Origin of the sequence: Rhodococcoides corynebacterioides NBRC 14404, from assembly GCF_001894765.1 — a bacterium.
Classification (GTDB): Bacteria; Actinomycetota; Actinomycetes; order Mycobacteriales; family Mycobacteriaceae; genus Rhodococcoides; species Rhodococcoides corynebacterioides.
In genome coordinates this window covers 288,361-305,338 of the sequence record NZ_BCWV01000002.1, presented here as the reverse complement: position 1 = coordinate 305,338, position 16,978 = coordinate 288,361, and the positions used below count along the sequence as shown (strand labels likewise).

Genomic DNA, 16,978 nt, shown 5'->3' with positions numbered 1-16,978 from the left:
GAGGCCGGCCATGACCGGGAACGTCGTACTCGAGGTCGGCGACTGGTTGATGGTCGAGTTTCGATCCTTCTGCCTGATCGATGACCCGTCAGCCGGCACCGACCAACCAGAAGGAGCACCGGTGGAGGATGTCGAGGACTACCTTCCACCGCCGGACCCACCCGAGGGCCACGACCTGTTGACAGCTGCGCCCGGCATTGTCGCAATCACAACAGGTGTGTTCCGGGGAATGGTGCACGTGACATTCCGCGTCTCGGACACGCCCCCGGCCACCGTGGACACCGAGGAATGGGACACCGTCGAGGAGCTTGGTTTCAGGGCGCTGAGTGAGTCCACACGCATTGCCTCCGGCGAGTTCGTTCCCGTTGTGGGTGCGCGGGGCGCGTTCACGGACACGCTGACCGCCGACGGCGCCGGCAACTACGGCGTACTAGCATACGAGCGGGGCCGACACCTTGCCCTCGGGCGTAGTAGGTCCGAGGACGACGACTACACCCGCGAGCGGTACCTGGTCGAGATCTGGCCGACGGGTGAACGCCTACTGCCGCGCCGACGCATCAAGGGGCAGGCGCCGCCGCTGCTCGGGTAGTCGGACGTCTCCCGGACCTGACGTACCGTCCTGCACCTACGGCGGTGTGCCAACGACCCCTGTGTCGAATCAAGCAACGGAAACACGAGCTTCTGTCGAACACGGCACGCAGTGACCCACCCCGCATCCGCCGACGGCAAATCACCGGTTCAGCGCGGTGTCGGAGCCTCGTCCACGTAGGCATGCGCCGGCTTCTCCAGCAGTTCCCGGACCGCGCCGAAGAGATCGCGCGCCGCGACCCCCGGCCACGACTCGGGCAGCAGACTCGCGGGCAGGCCCGGGTCGCGATAGGGCAGTCGTCGCCACGCGGTGAGCACGCGGACGTAGTCGGCGAAGGCCCCGGCGGGATCGGCCGACGGATCCGCCGCCCGCCACCGATCGACCAGCGGCTCGACGCGCACGACGAACCGCTCGTACGACGACGCGAGCTCGTCGAGGTTCCACCACTGCCCGACGCGGTCGGCGGCCTCACCGGACAGCAGACTGCCGCCGGTGAAGACGTCGGCGTAGCTGTCGAGCCCCGCCCGCGCGAGGACGAGGCGGCAATCCTCGGCCAGGTGGACGGGGGCGATCCACACCCCCGACGTGACGTTGCCGAAACCCATGCCGGACAGCCGGGTTCGGAGTGCGTGTCGGTTCTTGCGTTCGCTCTCGGGCACCGAGAACACCACCATCACCCACTCCTCCCCCGTCTCGGGGGGCGGCGAGAAGATCCGGCGATCACCGAGGGCGAGGATTTCGCGTGCGACGTCCGACAGCGCGTAGCCGGCGGTGGTGCCCCGCTTCTCCGCCACCAGAATGCCGCGTCGCTTCAGACGGGAGACCGCCGAGCGAACCGCTTGGGCGTCGACCCCGAGAGGCTCGAGCAACCGGATCAGCGTGCCGACACCCACCCAGCCGCCGAACTCGCGGACATAGAGGCCGAACACGGTGACGATGAGCGACCGCGGGGGCGCCCCCTCCGGGGTGCCGTCGGCAGCATCGGTGTCGGTGGCGAGGTCGACGGCGAGATCGTCGGCGGCGGCGAACTCGGCCCCCGCTGCGCTCTCTCCGACACCGGTCATCCGAACATCGAACCACGCGCTCCCACGGCGTTTACAGTCGGAGTCATGACCGAATCGGGTGCCTACCGCCGGGCGTACGACGCCGCCGCCACCGATCCGGACGCGTTCTGGCTGGACGCCGCGCGGGCCGTCGACTGGACCGTTCCGCCCACCCGCGCCCTGGATTCGTCGAGGCCGCCCTTCTACCGCTGGTTCCCGGACGGCGAGCTGAACACCTGCGTCAACGCCCTGGATCGCCACGTCGCCAGCGGGGCCGGTGACCGCGTCGCCCTCATCCACGATTCGGCGATGACCGGCACCCGGGCGTCGTACACCTACGCCGAGTTGCTGGACCTCGTCGCTCGCTTCGCCGGGGTGCTGCGCGAGCACGGGGTGGGCACCGGCGACCGCGTGGTCATCTACCTGCCGATGATTCCGGAGGCGGTGATCGCGATGCTGGCCTGCGCGCGCCTCGGCGCCGTGCACTCCGTGGTCTTCGGCGGATTCGCCGCCAAGGAACTCGCCGCCCGTCTCGACGACGCCGCCCCGGTCGCCGTCGTCACCGCCACCGGCGGTCTCGAACCGGGCCGCACCGTCGACTACGTCGAGCCCGTCCGCACCGCGCTGGCACTGTCCACGGCCTCGCCGTCGGCGGTGATCGTCAAGCGTCGCACCGAGATTCCCGCCGAGGTGCCGGCCGACTGGGTGGACTTCGACGACGCCCTGGCCGCTGCGTCGCCCGCCGATCCGGTCTCCGTGGCGGCCACCGATCCGCTCTACGTGCTCTACACCTCCGGCACCACGGGCAAGCCGAAGGGCGTCGTGCGGGACAACGGTGGTCACGCCGTGGCCCTGACGTGGTCGATGCGGGCGATCTACGACATCGGCCCGGGGCAGGTCATGTGGACCGCGAGCGACGTCGGGTGGGTCGTCGGCCACAGCTACATCGTCTACGGTCCGTTGTTCGCCGGCGCCACGACGGTGCTGTACGAGGGCAAGCCCGTCGGCACTCCCGATGCGGGCGCGTTCTGGCGGGTGATCGCCGATCACGATGTGCGCGTGCTGTTCACGGCTCCGACCGCGCTGCGCGCGATCCGCAAGGTCGACCCCGATGCCGCGTTGCTCGCGTCCTACGACACCAGCGAGCTCGACGCCCTCTTCGTCGCCGGCGAGCGCCTCGACCCGGACACCTTCGCGTGGGCGTCGCGGGTGCTGGACCGACCCGTCGTCGATCACTGGTGGCAGACCGAGACCGGGTGGCCCATCTGCGCCAATCTGCTTGGCCTGGAACCCATGCCGATCAAAGCCGGCTCCCCCACCGTCCCGGTGCCGGGCTTCCGGGTCGCCGTGGTCGACGCCTCGGGTGGCCCCGTGCCCGCCGGGACCGAGGGGTCCATCGTGGTCGAACTTCCCCTGCCGCCCGGCACGCTCACCGGGCTGTGGAACGACGAGACGCGCTACGTCGAGTCGTACCTCTCGGCGTTCGACGGGTACTACCTCACCGGTGATTCCGGCCTGATCGACGAGGACGGGTACCTGACCGTCCTCGGCCGCACCGACGACGTCATCAACGTGGCCGGGCACCGATTGTCCACGGGCAGTATCGAAGCCGTCGTCGCCACGCATCCGGCCGTCGCGGAGTGCGCGGTGATCGGCGTGCACGACGAGACCAAAGGCCAGAAGCCGTCGGCGTACGTGGTGCTCAAGGCGGGTGCCGACATCACGGAGGAGCAGTTGCGGGCCGACCTGATCGCGGCCGTCCGCGCGGACATCGGCGCCGTCGCCTCGTTCAAGGACGTCACGGTCGTCGCCGCCCTGCCGAAGACGCGCTCGGGGAAGATCCTGCGCAAGACCATGCGGCAGATGGCCGACGGCGCGGAGGTGGTGGTGCCGTCGACCATCGAGGACGCCTCCGTGCTCGACGCTCTGGCCGAGGCGTTCCGCGGGCGGGTGTGAGTTCGGTGCAGTAGTCCACGCCCAGCGTGGACTACTGCACCCGATCGGCCCCTACTCCTTGATGGCCGCGAACCGCCGCAGCGCCTCCTCGCGCTCGTGCTTGTGGTCGACGATCGGCTCCGGGTAGTCCTCCGGACGCCCGTCCTTCAGGGCGTGGACCGCCTTGCCCTCGACGCCGCGCAGTTCCGGCACCCAGCGGCGCACGTAATCACCCTGCGGGTCGAACTTCTCCCCCTGCGTGGTGGGGTTGAACACGCGGAAGTACGGCGAGGCGTCGGTGCCCGTGCCCGCCGTCCACTGCCACCCGTGCTGATTGCTCGCGATGTCGCCGTCCATGAGGTGCTGGAGGAAGAACCGCGCCCCCCGCCACCACGGCAGGTGCAGGTCCTTGACCAGGAACGACGCGACGATCATGCGAACGCGGTTGTGCATCCAGTTCTCCGACACCAACTGGCGCATCCCGGCGTCGACGATCGGGTAGCCGGTACGTCCCTCGCACCAGGCGTCGAACAGCTCGTCGGCGTGCTTGCCGGAGTCCAGCTCGATCCTGTCGAACCGCTTGTCGTAGTTCTCGCGGGCGCTGTCGGGGCGCTGGTACAGCACGTCGGCGTAGAAGTCGCGGAAGCACAGCTCGCGCCGATACGGTTCGGCCGCTTTGCCTTTCAAATCCGCGAGCAACGTCCGCGGATGAATCATGCCGTACTTGAGATAGACCGACATGCGGCTGGTGCTGTCCAGATCGGGCCGGTTGCGCTCGTCGCCGTAGCCGCTCGCCCGATCGTCGACGAAGTCCTTCCACGCCGTCAGCGCTTCCTTCTCGCCGATCTCGGCGTCGACGTGGTGCTTCTCGCTCGGAACCTTCACGCGGCGAGGCCCACCCGAGACGTCGCCGGGGTCGATCCACGACGCGCTCGACGCCGACGTGTCCGCCGGATCCCGCCACCCGTGCTCCTGCCACCGCCGGTAGAACGGCGTGAACACTTTGAAGGGGTCGCCGTCGTCCTTGGTGATGCGCCCCGGCGACACGGTGTACGGAGATCCGGTGAAGACCAGGTCCACCTTCTCCCCCACCTGCTCGTCCCGCCGTCGTCCGTACGGTCCGAAGTCCTCGCTCGCGTGCACGGCCTCGGCCCCGACCGCCGTCGCGACCTTCGGGACCGCCGTCACCGGGTCGCCCTTCACCACCAGCAACCGGCCGTTCAACGCGTCGTCCAGCGACTCGAGGGCGCGGAAGAGCACGTCGCGTCGCGCCGCGCCGGCGGGATCCAGCAGCGCCGGGTCGAGCACGAACAGCGCCAGGACGTCGCCACCGGCCCCCGCGGCGTGCGCGAGAGCCGGGTGATCGCCCAGTCGGAGGTCGCGTCGGAACCACAGGACGGTGGGCGTAGTGCTCATGATCGGAGTTCGTACCCGAAATCCTCGCTCGACGAACACGGCAGAATGGCCTCGTGCCCGATTCCGCCACCGTTCTCGTCGTCGACGACGACGCCGACGTCCTCGCCTCCCTCGAACGCGGACTCCGCCTGAGCGGATTCACGGTGATCACCGCCCCGGACGGCGCCGTGGCGCTCGACCTGGTCGACGCGCGTCGTCCCGATGTCGTGGTGCTCGACATGAACATGCCCGTCCTCGACGGGAGCGGCGTCGTCTCCGCGTTGCGGGCCCGCGGCAACGAGGTTCCCGTCTGCGTGCTCAGTGCGCGCAGTTCGGTCGACGATCGGATCGCCGGCCTCGAGGCCGGCGCGGACGACTACCTGACCAAGCCGTTCGTCCTCGCCGAGCTCGTCGCCCGCATCAAGGCGATGCTGCGGCGCCGAACGGTCCCGACCGAGGAGCCCGACGGCGCCGTCGTCGTCGGACCGCTCACCGTGGACGAGCCGGGACACCGCGCGGTCATCGCGGGGCGCACCCTCGACCTGACGAAGCGGGAGTTCGAGTTGCTCGCCGTGCTGGCCCGCAATCACGGCGTGGTCCTCAGTCGCGAGCGGTTGCTGGAACTCGTGTGGGGCTACGACTTCGTCGCCGACACCAACGTCGTCGACGTCTTCGTCGGCTACCTGCGCCGGAAAATGGAGGCGGACGGCACGCCGCGCGTCCTGCACACGGTCCGCGGTGTGGGGTTCGTGCTGCGGCCCGGAGCATGAGGCGCGCGTTCTCGCTGCGCGCCCGCGTGGCGGCGGCGACCGCCCTCGGGGCGATCATCATCGTCTCGCTCATCGGCTGGTACGTGGCCGCGGCGATCTCCCGCAACAACGTGCTCCAGTTGGACCGTCGGCTGGAACTGGCGTCCGACGTCGTCGTACCGCGGGCGCAGACGTTCGAGATGTTCCTCGGCTTCCTCGGGGAATCCGAGGCGTTCGGGATCACCATCCGGCAGAACGGCACCGTCCGGGCGAGTACGCAACCGGAGCTGCCGGCGCTCGGGCCCGGATCGACGACGGTCGGGGTCGACGGAGTGCCGTTCCGCGTCTACACCGCCGACGTCCCCACCCGCGCAGGCGCGACGGTCTCGATCGCGGTGCCGCTGTCGGAGGCCCAGGACATCACGGACGACCAGCAATGGCAGGTGCTGCGGGCCGGCGTCCTCGCGGTCGGCGCGTCGACGGTGCTCGGCTGGCTGCTCGGCGGCCGCGCGGTGCGGCCGCTGATGCGGCTGACCCGCGACGTCGCGCGGGAACCTCCCGTCCCGCCCCGGCGATCCACCGGGGTGCGGGAGGCGGACGAGCTCGCTGCCGCCGTGGCGGACATGCTCCAGCGCGTGGAGGACGCCCGCGCGCGCACCGAGAGCGCCCTCGAGACTGCCCGCGACTTCGCGGCGGTGTCGGCGCACGAGCTCCGCACCCCGCTGACGGCGATGCGCACCGACATCGAGGTGCTGCGCACCCTCGATCTCTCCGACGAGCAGCGACGGGAGATCCTCGCCGACCTGCAGCGCACCCAGGGACGGGTGGAGACGACGCTCGGCGCGCTGGAGAAGCTCGCCTCCGGCGAATTGACGACGGCGGCCGAGCGCGTCCCGATGGACGCCGTGGACGTGGCGGATCTGGTGGCGCGCGACGCGGCGCGTTCTGTGCCGGGCGTGACCGTGCGGGTGGAGGCGACGGAACCCGTTCCGCTGCACGGCCATCCGGCCGGTCTGCGGCTGGCCCTGGACAACGCCGTGCGCAACGCTGCCCGGCACGGCCGGGCGAGCACGGTGGTGATCGGCGTCGAGCGCACGTCGACCGGTGCACGGATCGTGGTCGACGACGACGGCACGGGCATCCCGGAGGCCGAGCGCGAGCGGGTGTTCGGCCGCTTCGAGCGGGGCGCGGGGGCGGCGCCGGGTGGCTCGGGACTGGGGCTGGCGCTGGTGGCCCAGCAGGCTCACCTGCACGGCGGAACCGCACGAGTGGAGGAGAGCCCGCTGGGCGGGGCACGCGTGGTGCTCGAGGTCGGCGAGGACCCCGGGTCGATCAGGCGTTCAGGAGATCGATGACGAAGACGAGCGTCTTGCCGGACAACCGGTGGCCGGCGCCGGCGGGGCCGTAGGCGAGCTCCGGCGGAATGGTCAGACGACGACGCCCGCCGACCTTCATGCCGGGAATGCCGTCCTGCCAACCCTGGATCAGACCGCGCAGCGGGAAGGTGATGGACTCGCCGCGGTTCCAGGACGAATCGAATTCCTCGCCGGTGTCGAACTCGACGCCCACGTAGTGGACCTCGACGGTGCCGCCGGGCTTCGCCTCCGCACCGTCGCCGACGGTGATGTCCTCGACCACGAGATCGGTGGGCGGCGGGCCGGGCTGGAACTCGATCTCGGGCTTGGTCACGACATTCTCCTCGTCTGACCGGGCGGGCGCCCGATCGCGAACTGCGGTTTCTCGTACCGAATCACCCTAACGCGGTTGTCGTCAGCCGATCGGCGACGGCATGCGTTCGACCGTGTAGCTGCAGCTCACGCGGCGATCGAGGACCGGGTCGTGCAACTCGACGCGCCACGACGACGCGAACTGCTCGACCCCCGGCGCCATCTGCACGGTGCCGGACAGCAGCACCGTGCCCGCGCGGAACAGGTCGCGCTCGGCCAGCGCGTCCAACCAGTGATCGGGCGTCAGCAGGTCCGCGAGCGACGCGTCCTGGATGAGGACGTCGTCGGCCCACGCGCGCAGCGTGATCCGGTCGAGGTGGTCCGCCACCTCGGTGAGCTTCCATGCGGCGGACCCGAGGACGTCGGGCGAGGCGTTCTTGCTCCACGCCACCCCGTGGACCTCGAGCTCGCGGTCGGTGTGATCGCACGCGACGGTCAGCAGGACGTCGTCCCGCGTGTCGCCGGCGACGATCAGCGCCCACTCCGCCTCGCCGGACGTGCGCCCGTGCTGGACCGCCACGGACGACGTCTGCTGCGCCAGGTACGGCGAGACGGGGTAGAGCGCGGGCGTGGTCGTGGGGGCGGGTACGCCGAGCTCCGCCAGTTCGGCGATGTGGGCGGCCACTTCCTCCTGGTTGCGGCCGGCGTATCCCGCGTTGAGCAGGGTGTGCACCACGACGTCGCGGGTACTGCCGTCGGGCAGATCGAAGGTGAGGGTGGTGGCGTCGGTCATGAGCGGTCTCCGTCTCGGGGTCTGTGGGACCCGGGGGTCCGTGAAAACTCTGGGTTTCGTCTGCGCCAGGGGCTTGCGCATACGTTCTGTATACAGCAAGTATATGACCCACGACACCCCGAAAGGAATCCCATGGACGCCACCACACACGACGGAAGGCAGGCAGGGCGGCCCGACCGTAAGTCCCTGACCAAGGCCTTCGCGGCCAGCCTGACCGGCACGGCCCTCGAGTGGTACGACTTCGCGGTCTACTCGGCCTCCGCCGCGCTGATCTTCCCGATCATCTTCTTCCCGGAGTCCGACCCGCTCACCGGAACTCTGCTCGCGTTCTCCACCTACGCCGTCGGCTACGTCGCGCGCCCCATCGGCGGGTTCGTGTTCGGCCGACTCGGCGACGTCATCGGACGCAAACAGCTGCTGGTGATCACCTTGCTGCTCATCGGCGTCACCACGTTCCTCATCGGACTCCTGCCCGGCTACGCGACCATCGGCGTCGCCGCACCGATCATCCTGGTGCTGTTGCGCTTCGCCCAGGGTGTCGCCGTCGGCGGCGAATGGGGCGGCGCGGTCCTGCTCTCCAGCGAGTACGGCAACCCACGGCGCCGCGGATTCTGGTCCTCGGCCGCGCAGATCGGCCCGCCCGCCGGCAACCTCATGGCCAACGGTGCGCTCGCCGGGCTCACGTTCGCCCTCACCGAGGAGCAGTTCGAGTCCTGGGGTTGGCGCGTGGCGTTCCTGTTCTCCGCCGTGCTGGTCGGCTTCGGTCTCTGGATCCGCCTCGAGCTCGAGGACACCCCCGTCTTCAAGGCCATCCAGAAGAGCGGCGACCGACCCGAGGCGCCGATCACCGAGGTGTTCCGCACCCAGACGCGGCCGCTGATCGCGGCGATCCTCTCCCGCATCGCGCCCGACGTGATCTACGCCCTCTTCACCGTCTTCTCGATCACGTACGGCGTGTCCAAGCTCGGATTCGTCCGTAGCGAGGTGCTCACCGCCATCCTCGTCGGGTCCGCGTTCCAGCTCGTCACCATTCCGCTGGCCGGGGCCGTGAGCGACCTCGTCAACCGCCGCCTGGTCTACGCCGTGGCGGCCGTCGGCGGCGTGGTCTGGGTCGCCGTGTTCTTCCTGCTCATCGGCGGCAGCTCGTTCGGCATGCTCGTCCTCGGCGTCGTGGTGGGGCTGACGTTCCACTCGTTCATGTACGGCCCGCAGGCGGCCTTCGTCACCGAGCAGTTCTCGCTGCGCCTGCGCTCGACGGGTGCGTCCCTGGCCTACACCATCGCCGGCGTCTTCGGCGGCGCCATCGCCCCGCTGATGTTCACCTACCTGCTGGACCGCTTCGACAGCTGGGTCCCGGTGTTCTCCTACATCGTGGTGACCGGCGTGCTCACCGTGCTGGGCCTGATCCTCGGACGCGGACCCGACCCGGCCGAGGAGGAGCAGTACGTCGCGCGGAACCTCACCCCCGCAACAGAATCCGCGTCGTGACCGTCAGGTGTGCATCGATCGCCTCCGCGGTCCGCGCGGCGTCGCCGGCGCGCAGAGCGTCGACGATGGCGCGGTGCTCGGTGCACACCTGATGCTTGCGGTCCGGAGCGCCGAACAAGGCGGACAGACCGGCCCGCAGCTGCCGCGCCCGCAGCCCGGCGTACGTGTGGGAGAGCAGCTCGCTGCCCGCGGCGTCGATGAGGTGTTGGTGGAACGCGCCGTCGAGGGCGATGAACGTCCGGGCGTGGTCCTCGGCGGCGCCCTCGCTCAGCGCCTCCTGCTGATCGAGCGTGTCCGACATCCGGTCCACCGGAACGGTTCCCGCCGTCAGGCACAGGTCCGCGGCATGCCGCTCGAGCACGCCGCGCAGGTCCATCAGCTCCCCGATCTGACGGCCGGACATCGGCGGCACGTAGGCCCCGCGGCCACGGACCATCTCGATCAGACCTTCGGACACGAGCAGCAGGAGCGCCTCGCGCACCGGGGTCCGCGAGACGCCGATCTGCGACGCGAGTTCACCCTCGTTGAGGAACGTCCCCGTCGCGGCCGGCGACGACAACACCTGGTCGCGCAGGTAGGCGTACGCGCGCTCGCGGCCCGACAATTCGTGCATACAGTATGTATACCTGGCGATCGGCCACCGATCGTCCTCGCTCGAGTCAGGAGTGTTCCATGAAGATCCGCCTCGCCCAGGTCACCACCTCGCGTGACCCGCAGGAGAACCTCGACATCGTGCGCGACGCGGTCCGCAGCGCGGCCGACGCCGGCGCCCGACTCTGCGTGCTCCCCGAGGCCACCATGCGTCGCTTCGGCGGGTCCATCGTCGACGTCGCCGAACCCCTCGACGGCCCGTGGGCGAGCGCGGTACGCGCCATGGCCGACGACGCCGGCATCACCGTGGTGGCGGGCATGTTCACCCCCGCCGCCGGTGGGTCCGGCGAGTCTGACGCCGCCGAGCGGGTACGCAACACCCTGCTGATCACCGGCGGCGGCGTCGAGGCCTCGTACGACAAGATCCATCTCTTCGACGCCTTCGGATTCGCCGAATCCGACACCGTCGCACCGGGATCGGACCCCGTGGTGGTCGACGTCGACGGCGTCGGCGTCGGCTTCGCGACGTGCTACGACATCCGCTTCCCCGGCCTCTTCCAGACCCTCGCCGACCGCGGCGCGCAGCTGATCGTCGTCCCGGCGTCGTGGGGTCGCGGGCCCGGCAAGGTCGATCAGTGGACGTTGCTCGCCCGCGCCCGCGCACTGGACTCGACGACGTTCGTCGCAGCCTGCGGCCAGGCCGACCCCGCGGCGTCGGGCATCGAGATCAGCGGGACCGCCCCCGTCGGGATCGGGCATTCGATGGTGGTCTCCCCCACCGGGGACGTTCTGGACAGTCTCGGCGACGCGCCGGGCGAGCTGACCCTCGACCTCGACGTCACCGAGCTCGACAGCGTCCGTCGGACCCTCCCGGTCCTGGCGAACCGCGTCTTCTGACCCACCGCACACGACAACGGGGGCACCGGCCGAAGCCGGTGCCCCCGTCGTCGTTCGTGCGTGGTGTCAGCTACGCCCGTCGATGCCCTCGTAGGCACGCTCGGTGTAGCCGGTGTAGATCTGGCGCGGACGGCCGATCTTGCCGTGGGGATCCTGGTGCATCTCCTGCCAGTGCGCGATCCAGCCGGGCAGGCGACCGAGCGCGAACAGCACCGTGAACATGCGCTCCGGGAAGCCCATCGCCCGGTAGATCAGGCCGGTGTAGAAGTCGACGTTCGGGTACAGCTTGCGCTCGACGAAGTAGTCGTCGTTCAGCGCGACCTCCTCGAGCTTCATCGCGATGTCGAGCAGTTCGTCGCCGGAACCCAGCTTCTCGAGGATCGAGTGCGCGGTCTTGCGGACGATGGCCGCGCGCGGGTCGTAGTTCTTGTAGACGCGGTGGCCGAAGCCCATGAGCTTGACCCCCGCCTCCTTGTTCTTCACCCGGTTCAGGAAGTCGGCGCTGTCGCCGCCCTCGCCCTGAATGCGGTAGAGCATCTCGAGCACGGCCTGGTTGGCGCCGCCGTGCAGCGGGCCCCACAGCGCGTTGATGCCGCCCGAGATGGACGTGAACAGGTTGGCGTCCGAGGACCCCACCAGGCGCACCGTCGACGTCGAACAGTTCTGCTCGTGGTCGGCGTGCAGGATCAGCAGCATGTCGAGAGCCTTGACCAGCTCCGGGTCGGCCTCGTACGGCTCGGCCGGGAAGCCGAACGTCATGCGCAGGAAGTTCTCGACGTAGCTCTTCGAGTTGTCCGGGTACAGGAACGGCTGGCCCACCGACTTCTTGTACGCGTACGCCGCGATGGTCGGCAGCTTGGCCAGCAGACGGATCGTGGACAGCTCGACCTGCTCGGGATCGTCCGGGTCCAGCGAATCCTGGTAGTACGCGGACAGGGCGTTGACCGCCGAGGACACCACGGGCATCGGGTGCGCGTTGCGCGGGAAGCCGTCGAAGAACCGCTTGAGGTCCTCGTGCAGCAGCGTGTGCCGACGGATGCGGTCCGTGAACGCGTCCAGCTGCTCGGTGGTGGGGAGCTCGCCGTAGATCAGCAGGTAGCTGACCTCGATGAACGAGGACTTCTCCGCCAGCTGCTCGATCGGGTATCCGCGGTAGCGCAGGATGCCCTCGGCACCGTCGATGTAGGTGATCGCCGACTTGGTGGACGCGGTGTTGACGAACCCGCCGTCCAGCGTCGTGTATCCCGTGTTCGCGAGCAGCTTGCCCAGCTCGATACCGTCGTTGCCTTCGGTGGCTCGCGCGATGGTCATCTCGTGTTCGCCACCGGGGTAGATCAGCTTGGCGGTGGCGGCGTTGTCGGCATTCTCAGCGGGCACGAAGGGTCCCTCTCGAGCTCGGTGGTCACGGAACTTGTGGTGTCGGAGATAAAACCTAGCCGTCGGTGACCTCGGACGCCCACGGAGGGTCCGCCCCCGGCCGCGAAACGGTGATCGCGGCGGCCCGGACGGCGAACTCCGCGGCCCGTCGCCACGCGTCGTCGTCCAGCGCGCGCAGCGCGTCCGGGCCGTCCACGCCGAGCCCGGTGAGGTGATGCAGGAACGCCCCGTGCACCGTGTCGCCGGCGCCGATGGTGTCGGCGACCTCGACCGCCACCCCGGCCACCGACACCTCGCCGCGCGCGGTCACCACGGTGATGCCGTCGCCGCCGCGGGTGATCACCACGGCGGTGACCCCCGCCGCCAGCCAGTCCGCCGGCGTCGTGCCGGACGGGCCCTCCGCGAGCCACGCCGCGTCCTCGACCGACACCTTGAGCACGTCCACCGACGGCAGCCACCCGCGGAACCGCAGCCGGTATCCGTCGCCGTCGGTCATCGCGGCCGGCCGGATGTTGGGATCGAGCATGGTCACGACGCCGTCGTCGTGCAGGCGGGCGAGGAGCGCGGCGTAGACCGACGCGCCGGGCTCGTAGAGCAGCGACAACGTCCCGAACGACGCGGCGGTCACCGACTCCGGAATCGTCGCGGGATCCTCGACCAGCCGGTCCGCCGTGCCCTCCGCGTAGAACGAGTACTCGGCCGAGCCGTCGGCGGCCAGGGTGGTCAGCGCCAGCGTCGTCAGCTCCGGTCCGCGCTGGAGGACGTCCAGACCCACGTGCGACGCCTCCAGCCAGGCGACGAGATCCCGCCCGAACGGGTCGGTGGAGATGCGCGAGAGGAACTGCACGTCGGACCCGAGGCGGCCCAGGGCGACCGCGACGTTGAACGGTCCGCCGCCCAGACGCGGCGCCAGCGTCGGCCCGCCGTCCTGCGGCACCAGGTCGACCAGGGCCTCGCCGCACACCAGGATCGTCACGAGGCGCTCCCGACCGCGTCGGTGGCGTCGGTGGCTACGCCGAGCCCCCACGTGCCCGTCCACGTCTCCCCCGGCGCGAGGACGACGAGGTCGATCCCCGAGTTCAGGGCGTCGGGCGGGCAGGTCATGGGCTCGATCGCGAGCGCCCGGCCGCGATCCGGATACGCCTGATCGTGCGCCGGGTCGGCCGTGAAGACCTGTACCCACGGGAACCGCGCGTCGGTCCACACGACGGTGGCCGGACCGTCGGGCGGCGTGAGGTACTGGCGCGACCGGCCGTCGGCGTCGGGAACGAGCGCACTGAACGGGGTGTCGAGCCACACCCCCGAGAGCGAGCGTGGGGCGGCGAAGTCGGCGTCGGTGCCCGTCACGGGGACCGGGCCGCCCGCCGGGAGGTTGCGGTCCGGATCGAGCGGCAGACGCACGCCCGCCGACAGTTGCAGCGTGCACTCGTCGAGCGGCGCGTCCCCGGCCCGCGCGAAGGCGTGGACGCCGAGGCCGAACGGCGCGTCGGTGTCGCCGAGGTTGGTCGCGGTGTGGGTGACGGTCAGCCCGTCGTCGGCGAGAGCGTGACGGACCGTCAGGCGCAGCGGGAACGGCCAGCCCGGCTCCCCGCCCACCTCGACCGCGTGCGTGACGGACGACGCGGTGCGCTCGACGACGTCCCAGTCCCGGCGGCGGACCAGACCGTGACTGGCGTTGTTCCGGGCCGGCTCGGTGATCTCGAGGCGGTGCGTCGCGCCGCCGAAGGGGAACTCACCGTCACGCGTGCGGTTGGGCCACGGCGCGAGGACCAGACCGGCCGAGAGCGGCGGCTTCTCGCCCGCGGGCCAGGTCTCCGTCAACGCCCGGCCCGACCGCTCGAGCAGGCGCAACCCCGCTCCCCGCCGCGCGACGTGGGCGAGGTACTCGCCGTGGGCCAACGCGGTGGTCGCGTCCTCCGGTGCCATGGCAGCACGCTACCGCGATCGCTACAGTCGACGTGGTGTCCACTGCTCTTCCCGCTTCCGTTCCGGTCGAGTCGTCGGCCGCGCGTCCGCGGTGGTTCGACCGCACCGTCGTCGACATCGTCGTCGTCGTGGCCGCACTGGTCGTCTTCAACCTCACCGCCCACTTCGCACCCACCCCCGTCGCCGTCGCGGCCGTACCGGTGGGTGCGCTGTTGCTCGTCGCGTTCGCCCGTGCCCGCGGGGTCCACTGGGCCGATCTCGGACTGAGCAATCTCGGCCGCGGCGCTCGCCACGGTGCGGCGGCCGCCGCCGTGACGCTGGCCGTCGTCGCGATCGCCGCGTCGATTCCGTTCACGCAGAGCGCCTTCCTCAACGAGCGCTACGGCGTCAACGTCGGCGCCACCCTGGTGGCCGCGCTGGTCATCATCCCCCTGCAGACCGTGATCCCGGAAGAACTCGCCTTCCGCGGCGTCCTGCACGCGAAACTGTCCCGCCGCTTCGGTTTTCGCGGTGTGGCGATCATCGGTTCCCTGCTGTTCGGCCTGTGGCACGTCGCGTCGTCGCTCGGCCTGACGGTGGGCAACGACGGGTTCTCGGCCGTCCTCGGCACCGGGCTCTTCGGTCAGATCGTCGGCGTCTGCGGCGCGGTCGCCGGCACCACCGTCGCCGGCTTCGTGTTCACCTGGCTGCGCCATCGTGGGCGCAGTGTGCTCGCGCCCATCGGGCTGCACTGGGCGCTCAACGGCGCCGGTGCGCTCGCTGCGCTCACCGTCTGGCAGATGACGCACTGACCCCTCGCCCCGCCGTTCATCCGCCGCCCAGGTCGAGCCGATCCGCGAGGTCCTCGACGACCCGGTCGAGGTAGCGGTCGGTGTCCGCCGTGACGCCCACCAAATGACCGAACCGCTCGAACGAGACGGCGCCGAACACCGTGATCCAGGCGCTCAGGGTGCGCTCGACGAGGTCGTCGTCCAGGACCGCCGCGCCCGCGTCGCCGGTGGTGTCGCGGACGAACACCCGCACGGGCTCGTACAGCGCGGTGCGCCGGCCCTCCGCGGCCCGGGAGCGAGTCAGCCGGTCCGCCACGACGATGCGCACCAGCACCGCGGTGGGCCGCGTCGCCGGGCCGACGGTGTCCCGCGGGGCGACGTAGCCGGGGACGGGTGAGCCGTAGAGCAGGGCGTACTCGTGCGGGTGCGCGGCCGACCAGTCGCGGATCGCCGCGCAGGCCGCGCGCCACCGCGCGCGAGGGGACTGTTCCGGACGATCTGCGGCTTCGACGGCGGCACCCAGCTCGTCGTAGCACTGGACGATCAGCGCCGTGAGCAGGTCGTCGCGGCTCGCCACGTAGCGGTACACCGCTGACGAGACCTTGCCGATGTCCCGCGCCACCGCCCGCAGCGAGAGTGCCGCCGGGCCCACCTCGGCCAGCTGGCGACGGGCCGACGCCAGGATCTCGGCGGTCAGCTCGTCGCGGGCCTTCTCGCGTGCCGTGGTCATGGGTCGACCCTAATCGAGAGCACCGCTCTTGACATTCGAGAGCGGTGCTCTCATTCTGGATTGCGAGAGCAGTGCTCTCCTTTCCCGAACAGGAGCTCACCATGTCCGATCGTCACGTCGTCGTCGGGGCCGGTCCCGTCGGCACCCACCTCGCCCGCCTGCTCGTCGCGCGCGGATCCGAGGTGGTCCTCGTCAGCCGCCGCGGAGTCGGCGTCCCCGGCGCCACCGCCGCAGCCCTCGACGCCGCCGACACCGACGGCCTCACCGCTCTGACCGAGGGCGCCGTCGCCCTGTACAACTGCGTCAACCCCGCCGACTACACGCAGTGGCAGAGCGTCTGGCCGCCGATCGCTCGGTCGCTCCGGACGGTCGCCGAGCGCACCGGCGCCGTGCTCGCCGTCACCGGCTGCCTCTACCCCTACGGCCCGGTGCCCGACGGCGTCATGCGCGAGGGCATGCCGGACGCCGCCACCGACGCCAAAGGCGTTCTGCGCGCATCCATGTGGGCCGAGCTCGCCGACGCCCACCGGGCCGGGACGCTCCGCGCCGTCGAGGTGCGCGCGTCGGACTACGTCGGCACCGGCGTGGGTCCGAACGGTCATGTGACCCGCGTCCTCCCGGCCGCTCGCGCCGGCCGGACGGCGTGGGTGGTCGACGCCGCCGACGTGCCGCACTCCTTCACCGACGTCCTCGACGAAGCCCGTGCCCTGATCGCCGTCGTCGACGACCCGTCGACCTGGGGGCAGGTGTGGCACGCCCCCACCAACCCACCCGTGACCCTGCGCCGCGCGATCGGCGACGTTCTCGAGGCGGCCGGACTCCCGCCGGTGCCGGTGCGCGTGATCCCGCGCGTCGTGACGCGGGCAGGCGGGCTCGTCGTCCCGATGATGCGCGAGCTGAACGCGCTGTCCTACCAACGCACGCAGCACTACGAGATCGACTCGACCCGGTCGCAGGAGACGCTCCGCCTCGCCCCGACACCGTGGGAGGAGGTGTGCCGCCGGACGGGCCTCTGATCGACAGGCCAC

17 protein-coding genes are annotated in these 16,978 nt (G+C 70.7%); 8 read left to right on the top strand and 9 right to left on the bottom strand.

Annotation, left to right across the window (positions count from 1 at the left end; translation table 11 throughout):
* Positions 1–10 precede the first annotated feature (10 nt).
* Positions 11–589 (top strand): hypothetical protein, encoded by a 579-nt coding sequence (locus RC2_RS02790; protein WP_139277251.1) that lies wholly within the window; start codon positions 11–13, stop codon positions 587–589.
* 149 nt (positions 590–738) lie between these two features.
* On the opposite strand, the gene RC2_RS02785 is transcribed toward RC2_RS02790, so the two are convergent.
* A complete protein-coding gene (locus tag RC2_RS02785; RefSeq protein WP_082895664.1) occupies positions 739–1,653 on the bottom strand; it encodes a PaaX family transcriptional regulator in 915 nt (304 codons plus the stop codon).
* A gap of 45 nt (positions 1,654–1,698) precedes the next feature.
* On the opposite strand from RC2_RS02785, the gene RC2_RS02780 reads away from it, so the two are divergent.
* Entirely contained in the window at positions 1,699–3,588 is a 1,890-nt protein-coding gene (locus tag RC2_RS02780) for an acetate--CoA ligase (protein WP_072681023.1), read from the top strand.
* Positions 3,589–3,639: 51 nt separating this feature from the next.
* Here the strand turns inward: RC2_RS02780 and RC2_RS02775 are convergent, their stop codons facing one another.
* Positions 3,640–4,983: a cryptochrome/photolyase family protein gene (locus RC2_RS02775; RefSeq protein WP_072681021.1), complete on the bottom strand. Its 1,344-nt coding sequence runs from the start codon at positions 4,981–4,983 to the stop codon at positions 3,640–3,642.
* Positions 4,984–5,036: 53 nt separating this feature from the next.
* On the opposite strand from RC2_RS02775, the gene RC2_RS02770 reads away from it, so the two are divergent.
* Positions 5,037–5,732: a response regulator transcription factor gene (locus tag RC2_RS02770; RefSeq protein WP_068151057.1), complete on the top strand. Its 696-nt coding sequence runs from the start codon at positions 5,037–5,039 to the stop codon at positions 5,730–5,732.
* Positions 5,729–7,066, top strand: a complete 1,338-nt coding sequence (locus tag RC2_RS02765; RefSeq protein ID WP_082895663.1) for a sensor histidine kinase — start codon at positions 5,729–5,731, stop codon at positions 7,064–7,066. Before RC2_RS02770 ends, RC2_RS02765 begins: the two co-directional genes overlap by 4 nt.
* On the opposite strand, the gene RC2_RS02760 is transcribed toward RC2_RS02765, so the two are convergent.
* Positions 7,044–7,400, bottom strand: coding sequence for an FKBP-type peptidyl-prolyl cis-trans isomerase (locus RC2_RS02760; protein WP_068102869.1), 357 nt, complete (start codon positions 7,398–7,400; stop codon positions 7,044–7,046). The two genes, RC2_RS02765 and RC2_RS02760, sit on opposite strands and share 23 nt — an antisense overlap.
* An 81-nt stretch (positions 7,401–7,481) precedes the next feature.
* Positions 7,482–8,171 carry a DUF2848 domain-containing protein gene (locus tag RC2_RS02755; RefSeq protein WP_068151055.1) on the bottom strand — a complete coding sequence of 230 codons (690 nt, stop codon included), beginning with the start codon at positions 8,169–8,171 and terminating at the stop codon, positions 7,482–7,484.
* A gap of 132 nt (positions 8,172–8,303) precedes the next feature.
* Between RC2_RS02755 and RC2_RS02750 the strand changes: the two genes are divergently transcribed.
* The gene (locus RC2_RS02750) at positions 8,304–9,659 is read left to right on the top strand and encodes an MFS transporter (RefSeq protein ID WP_068151052.1); all 1,356 of its coding nucleotides are present in this window, start codon (positions 8,304–8,306) and stop codon (positions 9,657–9,659) included.
* On the opposite strand, the gene RC2_RS02745 is transcribed toward RC2_RS02750, so the two are convergent.
* Positions 9,631–10,272, bottom strand: a complete 642-nt coding sequence (locus RC2_RS02745) for a GntR family transcriptional regulator (RefSeq protein ID WP_068151051.1) — start codon at positions 10,270–10,272, stop codon at positions 9,631–9,633. The two genes, RC2_RS02750 and RC2_RS02745, sit on opposite strands and share 29 nt — an antisense overlap.
* Positions 10,273–10,331: 59 nt before the next feature.
* Here RC2_RS02745 and RC2_RS02740 point away from each other — a divergent pair, with 59 nt between their 5' ends.
* The gene (locus RC2_RS02740) at positions 10,332–11,147 is read left to right on the top strand and encodes a carbon-nitrogen hydrolase family protein (protein WP_082895662.1); all 816 of its coding nucleotides are present in this window, start codon (positions 10,332–10,334) and stop codon (positions 11,145–11,147) included.
* Positions 11,148–11,213: 66 nt separating this feature from the next.
* On the opposite strand, the gene RC2_RS02735 is transcribed toward RC2_RS02740, so the two are convergent.
* Genes RC2_RS02735 through RC2_RS02725 form a run of 3 tightly spaced genes read right to left on the bottom strand, consistent with a single transcriptional unit; the run spans position 11,214 to position 14,450 of the window.
* Entirely contained in the window at positions 11,214–12,524 is a 1,311-nt protein-coding gene (locus RC2_RS02735; protein ID WP_072681019.1) for a citrate synthase, read from the bottom strand.
* A 55-nt stretch (positions 12,525–12,579) separates the two neighbouring features.
* Positions 12,580–13,500, bottom strand: a complete 921-nt coding sequence (locus RC2_RS02730; RefSeq protein ID WP_072681016.1) for a carbohydrate kinase family protein — start codon at positions 13,498–13,500, stop codon at positions 12,580–12,582.
* Entirely contained in the window at positions 13,497–14,450 is a 954-nt protein-coding gene (locus RC2_RS02725) for an aldose 1-epimerase family protein (protein WP_068153474.1), read from the bottom strand. The genes RC2_RS02730 and RC2_RS02725 overlap by 4 nt, the downstream gene beginning before the upstream one ends.
* A gap of 32 nt (positions 14,451–14,482) precedes the next feature.
* Here RC2_RS02725 and RC2_RS02720 point away from each other — a divergent pair, with 32 nt between their 5' ends.
* Complete coding sequence (locus RC2_RS02720) at positions 14,483–15,241, top strand: CPBP family intramembrane glutamic endopeptidase (protein ID WP_139277250.1); 759 nt, start codon at positions 14,483–14,485, stop codon at positions 15,239–15,241.
* Between the two features lie 16 nt (positions 15,242–15,257).
* Here RC2_RS02720 and RC2_RS02715 read toward each other — a convergent pair whose 3' ends face one another.
* The gene (locus RC2_RS02715) at positions 15,258–15,950 is read right to left on the bottom strand and encodes a TetR/AcrR family transcriptional regulator (protein WP_068153476.1); all 693 of its coding nucleotides are present in this window, start codon (positions 15,948–15,950) and stop codon (positions 15,258–15,260) included.
* 101 nt (positions 15,951–16,051) lie between these two features.
* Between RC2_RS02715 and RC2_RS02710 the strand changes: the two genes are divergently transcribed.
* Positions 16,052–16,966, top strand: coding sequence for an NAD-dependent epimerase/dehydratase family protein (locus tag RC2_RS02710; protein ID WP_068153492.1), 915 nt, complete (start codon positions 16,052–16,054; stop codon positions 16,964–16,966).
* Positions 16,967–16,978: the final 12 nt, after the last annotated feature.

What these genes read in the sequence shown, in the direction of transcription:
- RC2_RS02790 (WP_139277251.1), top strand. Translation starts at nt 11, where the DNA reads ATGACCGGGAACGTCGTACTCGAGGTCGGCGACTGGTTGATGGTCGAG.
- RC2_RS02785 (WP_082895664.1), bottom strand. Translation starts at nt 1,653, where the DNA reads ATGACCGGTGTCGGAGAGAGCGCAGCGGGGGCCGAGTTCGCCGCCGCC.
- RC2_RS02780 (WP_072681023.1), top strand. Translation starts at nt 1,699, where the DNA reads ATGACCGAATCGGGTGCCTACCGCCGGGCGTACGACGCCGCCGCCACC.
- RC2_RS02775 (WP_072681021.1), bottom strand. Translation starts at nt 4,983, where the DNA reads ATGAGCACTACGCCCACCGTCCTGTGGTTCCGACGCGACCTCCGACTG.
- RC2_RS02765 (WP_082895663.1), top strand. Translation starts at nt 5,729, where the DNA reads ATGAGGCGCGCGTTCTCGCTGCGCGCCCGCGTGGCGGCGGCGACCGCC.
- RC2_RS02755 (WP_068151055.1), bottom strand. Translation starts at nt 8,171, where the DNA reads ATGACCGACGCCACCACCCTCACCTTCGATCTGCCCGACGGCAGTACC.
- RC2_RS02750 (WP_068151052.1), top strand. Translation starts at nt 8,304, where the DNA reads ATGGACGCCACCACACACGACGGAAGGCAGGCAGGGCGGCCCGACCGT.
- RC2_RS02745 (WP_068151051.1), bottom strand. Translation starts at nt 10,272, where the DNA reads ATGCACGAATTGTCGGGCCGCGAGCGCGCGTACGCCTACCTGCGCGAC.
- RC2_RS02740 (WP_082895662.1), top strand. Translation starts at nt 10,332, where the DNA reads ATGAAGATCCGCCTCGCCCAGGTCACCACCTCGCGTGACCCGCAGGAG.
- RC2_RS02725 (WP_068153474.1), bottom strand. Translation starts at nt 14,450, where the DNA reads ATGGCACCGGAGGACGCGACCACCGCGTTGGCCCACGGCGAGTACCTC.
- RC2_RS02715 (WP_068153476.1), bottom strand. Translation starts at nt 15,950, where the DNA reads ATGACCACGGCACGCGAGAAGGCCCGCGACGAGCTGACCGCCGAGATC.
- RC2_RS02710 (WP_068153492.1), top strand. Translation starts at nt 16,052, where the DNA reads ATGTCCGATCGTCACGTCGTCGTCGGGGCCGGTCCCGTCGGCACCCAC.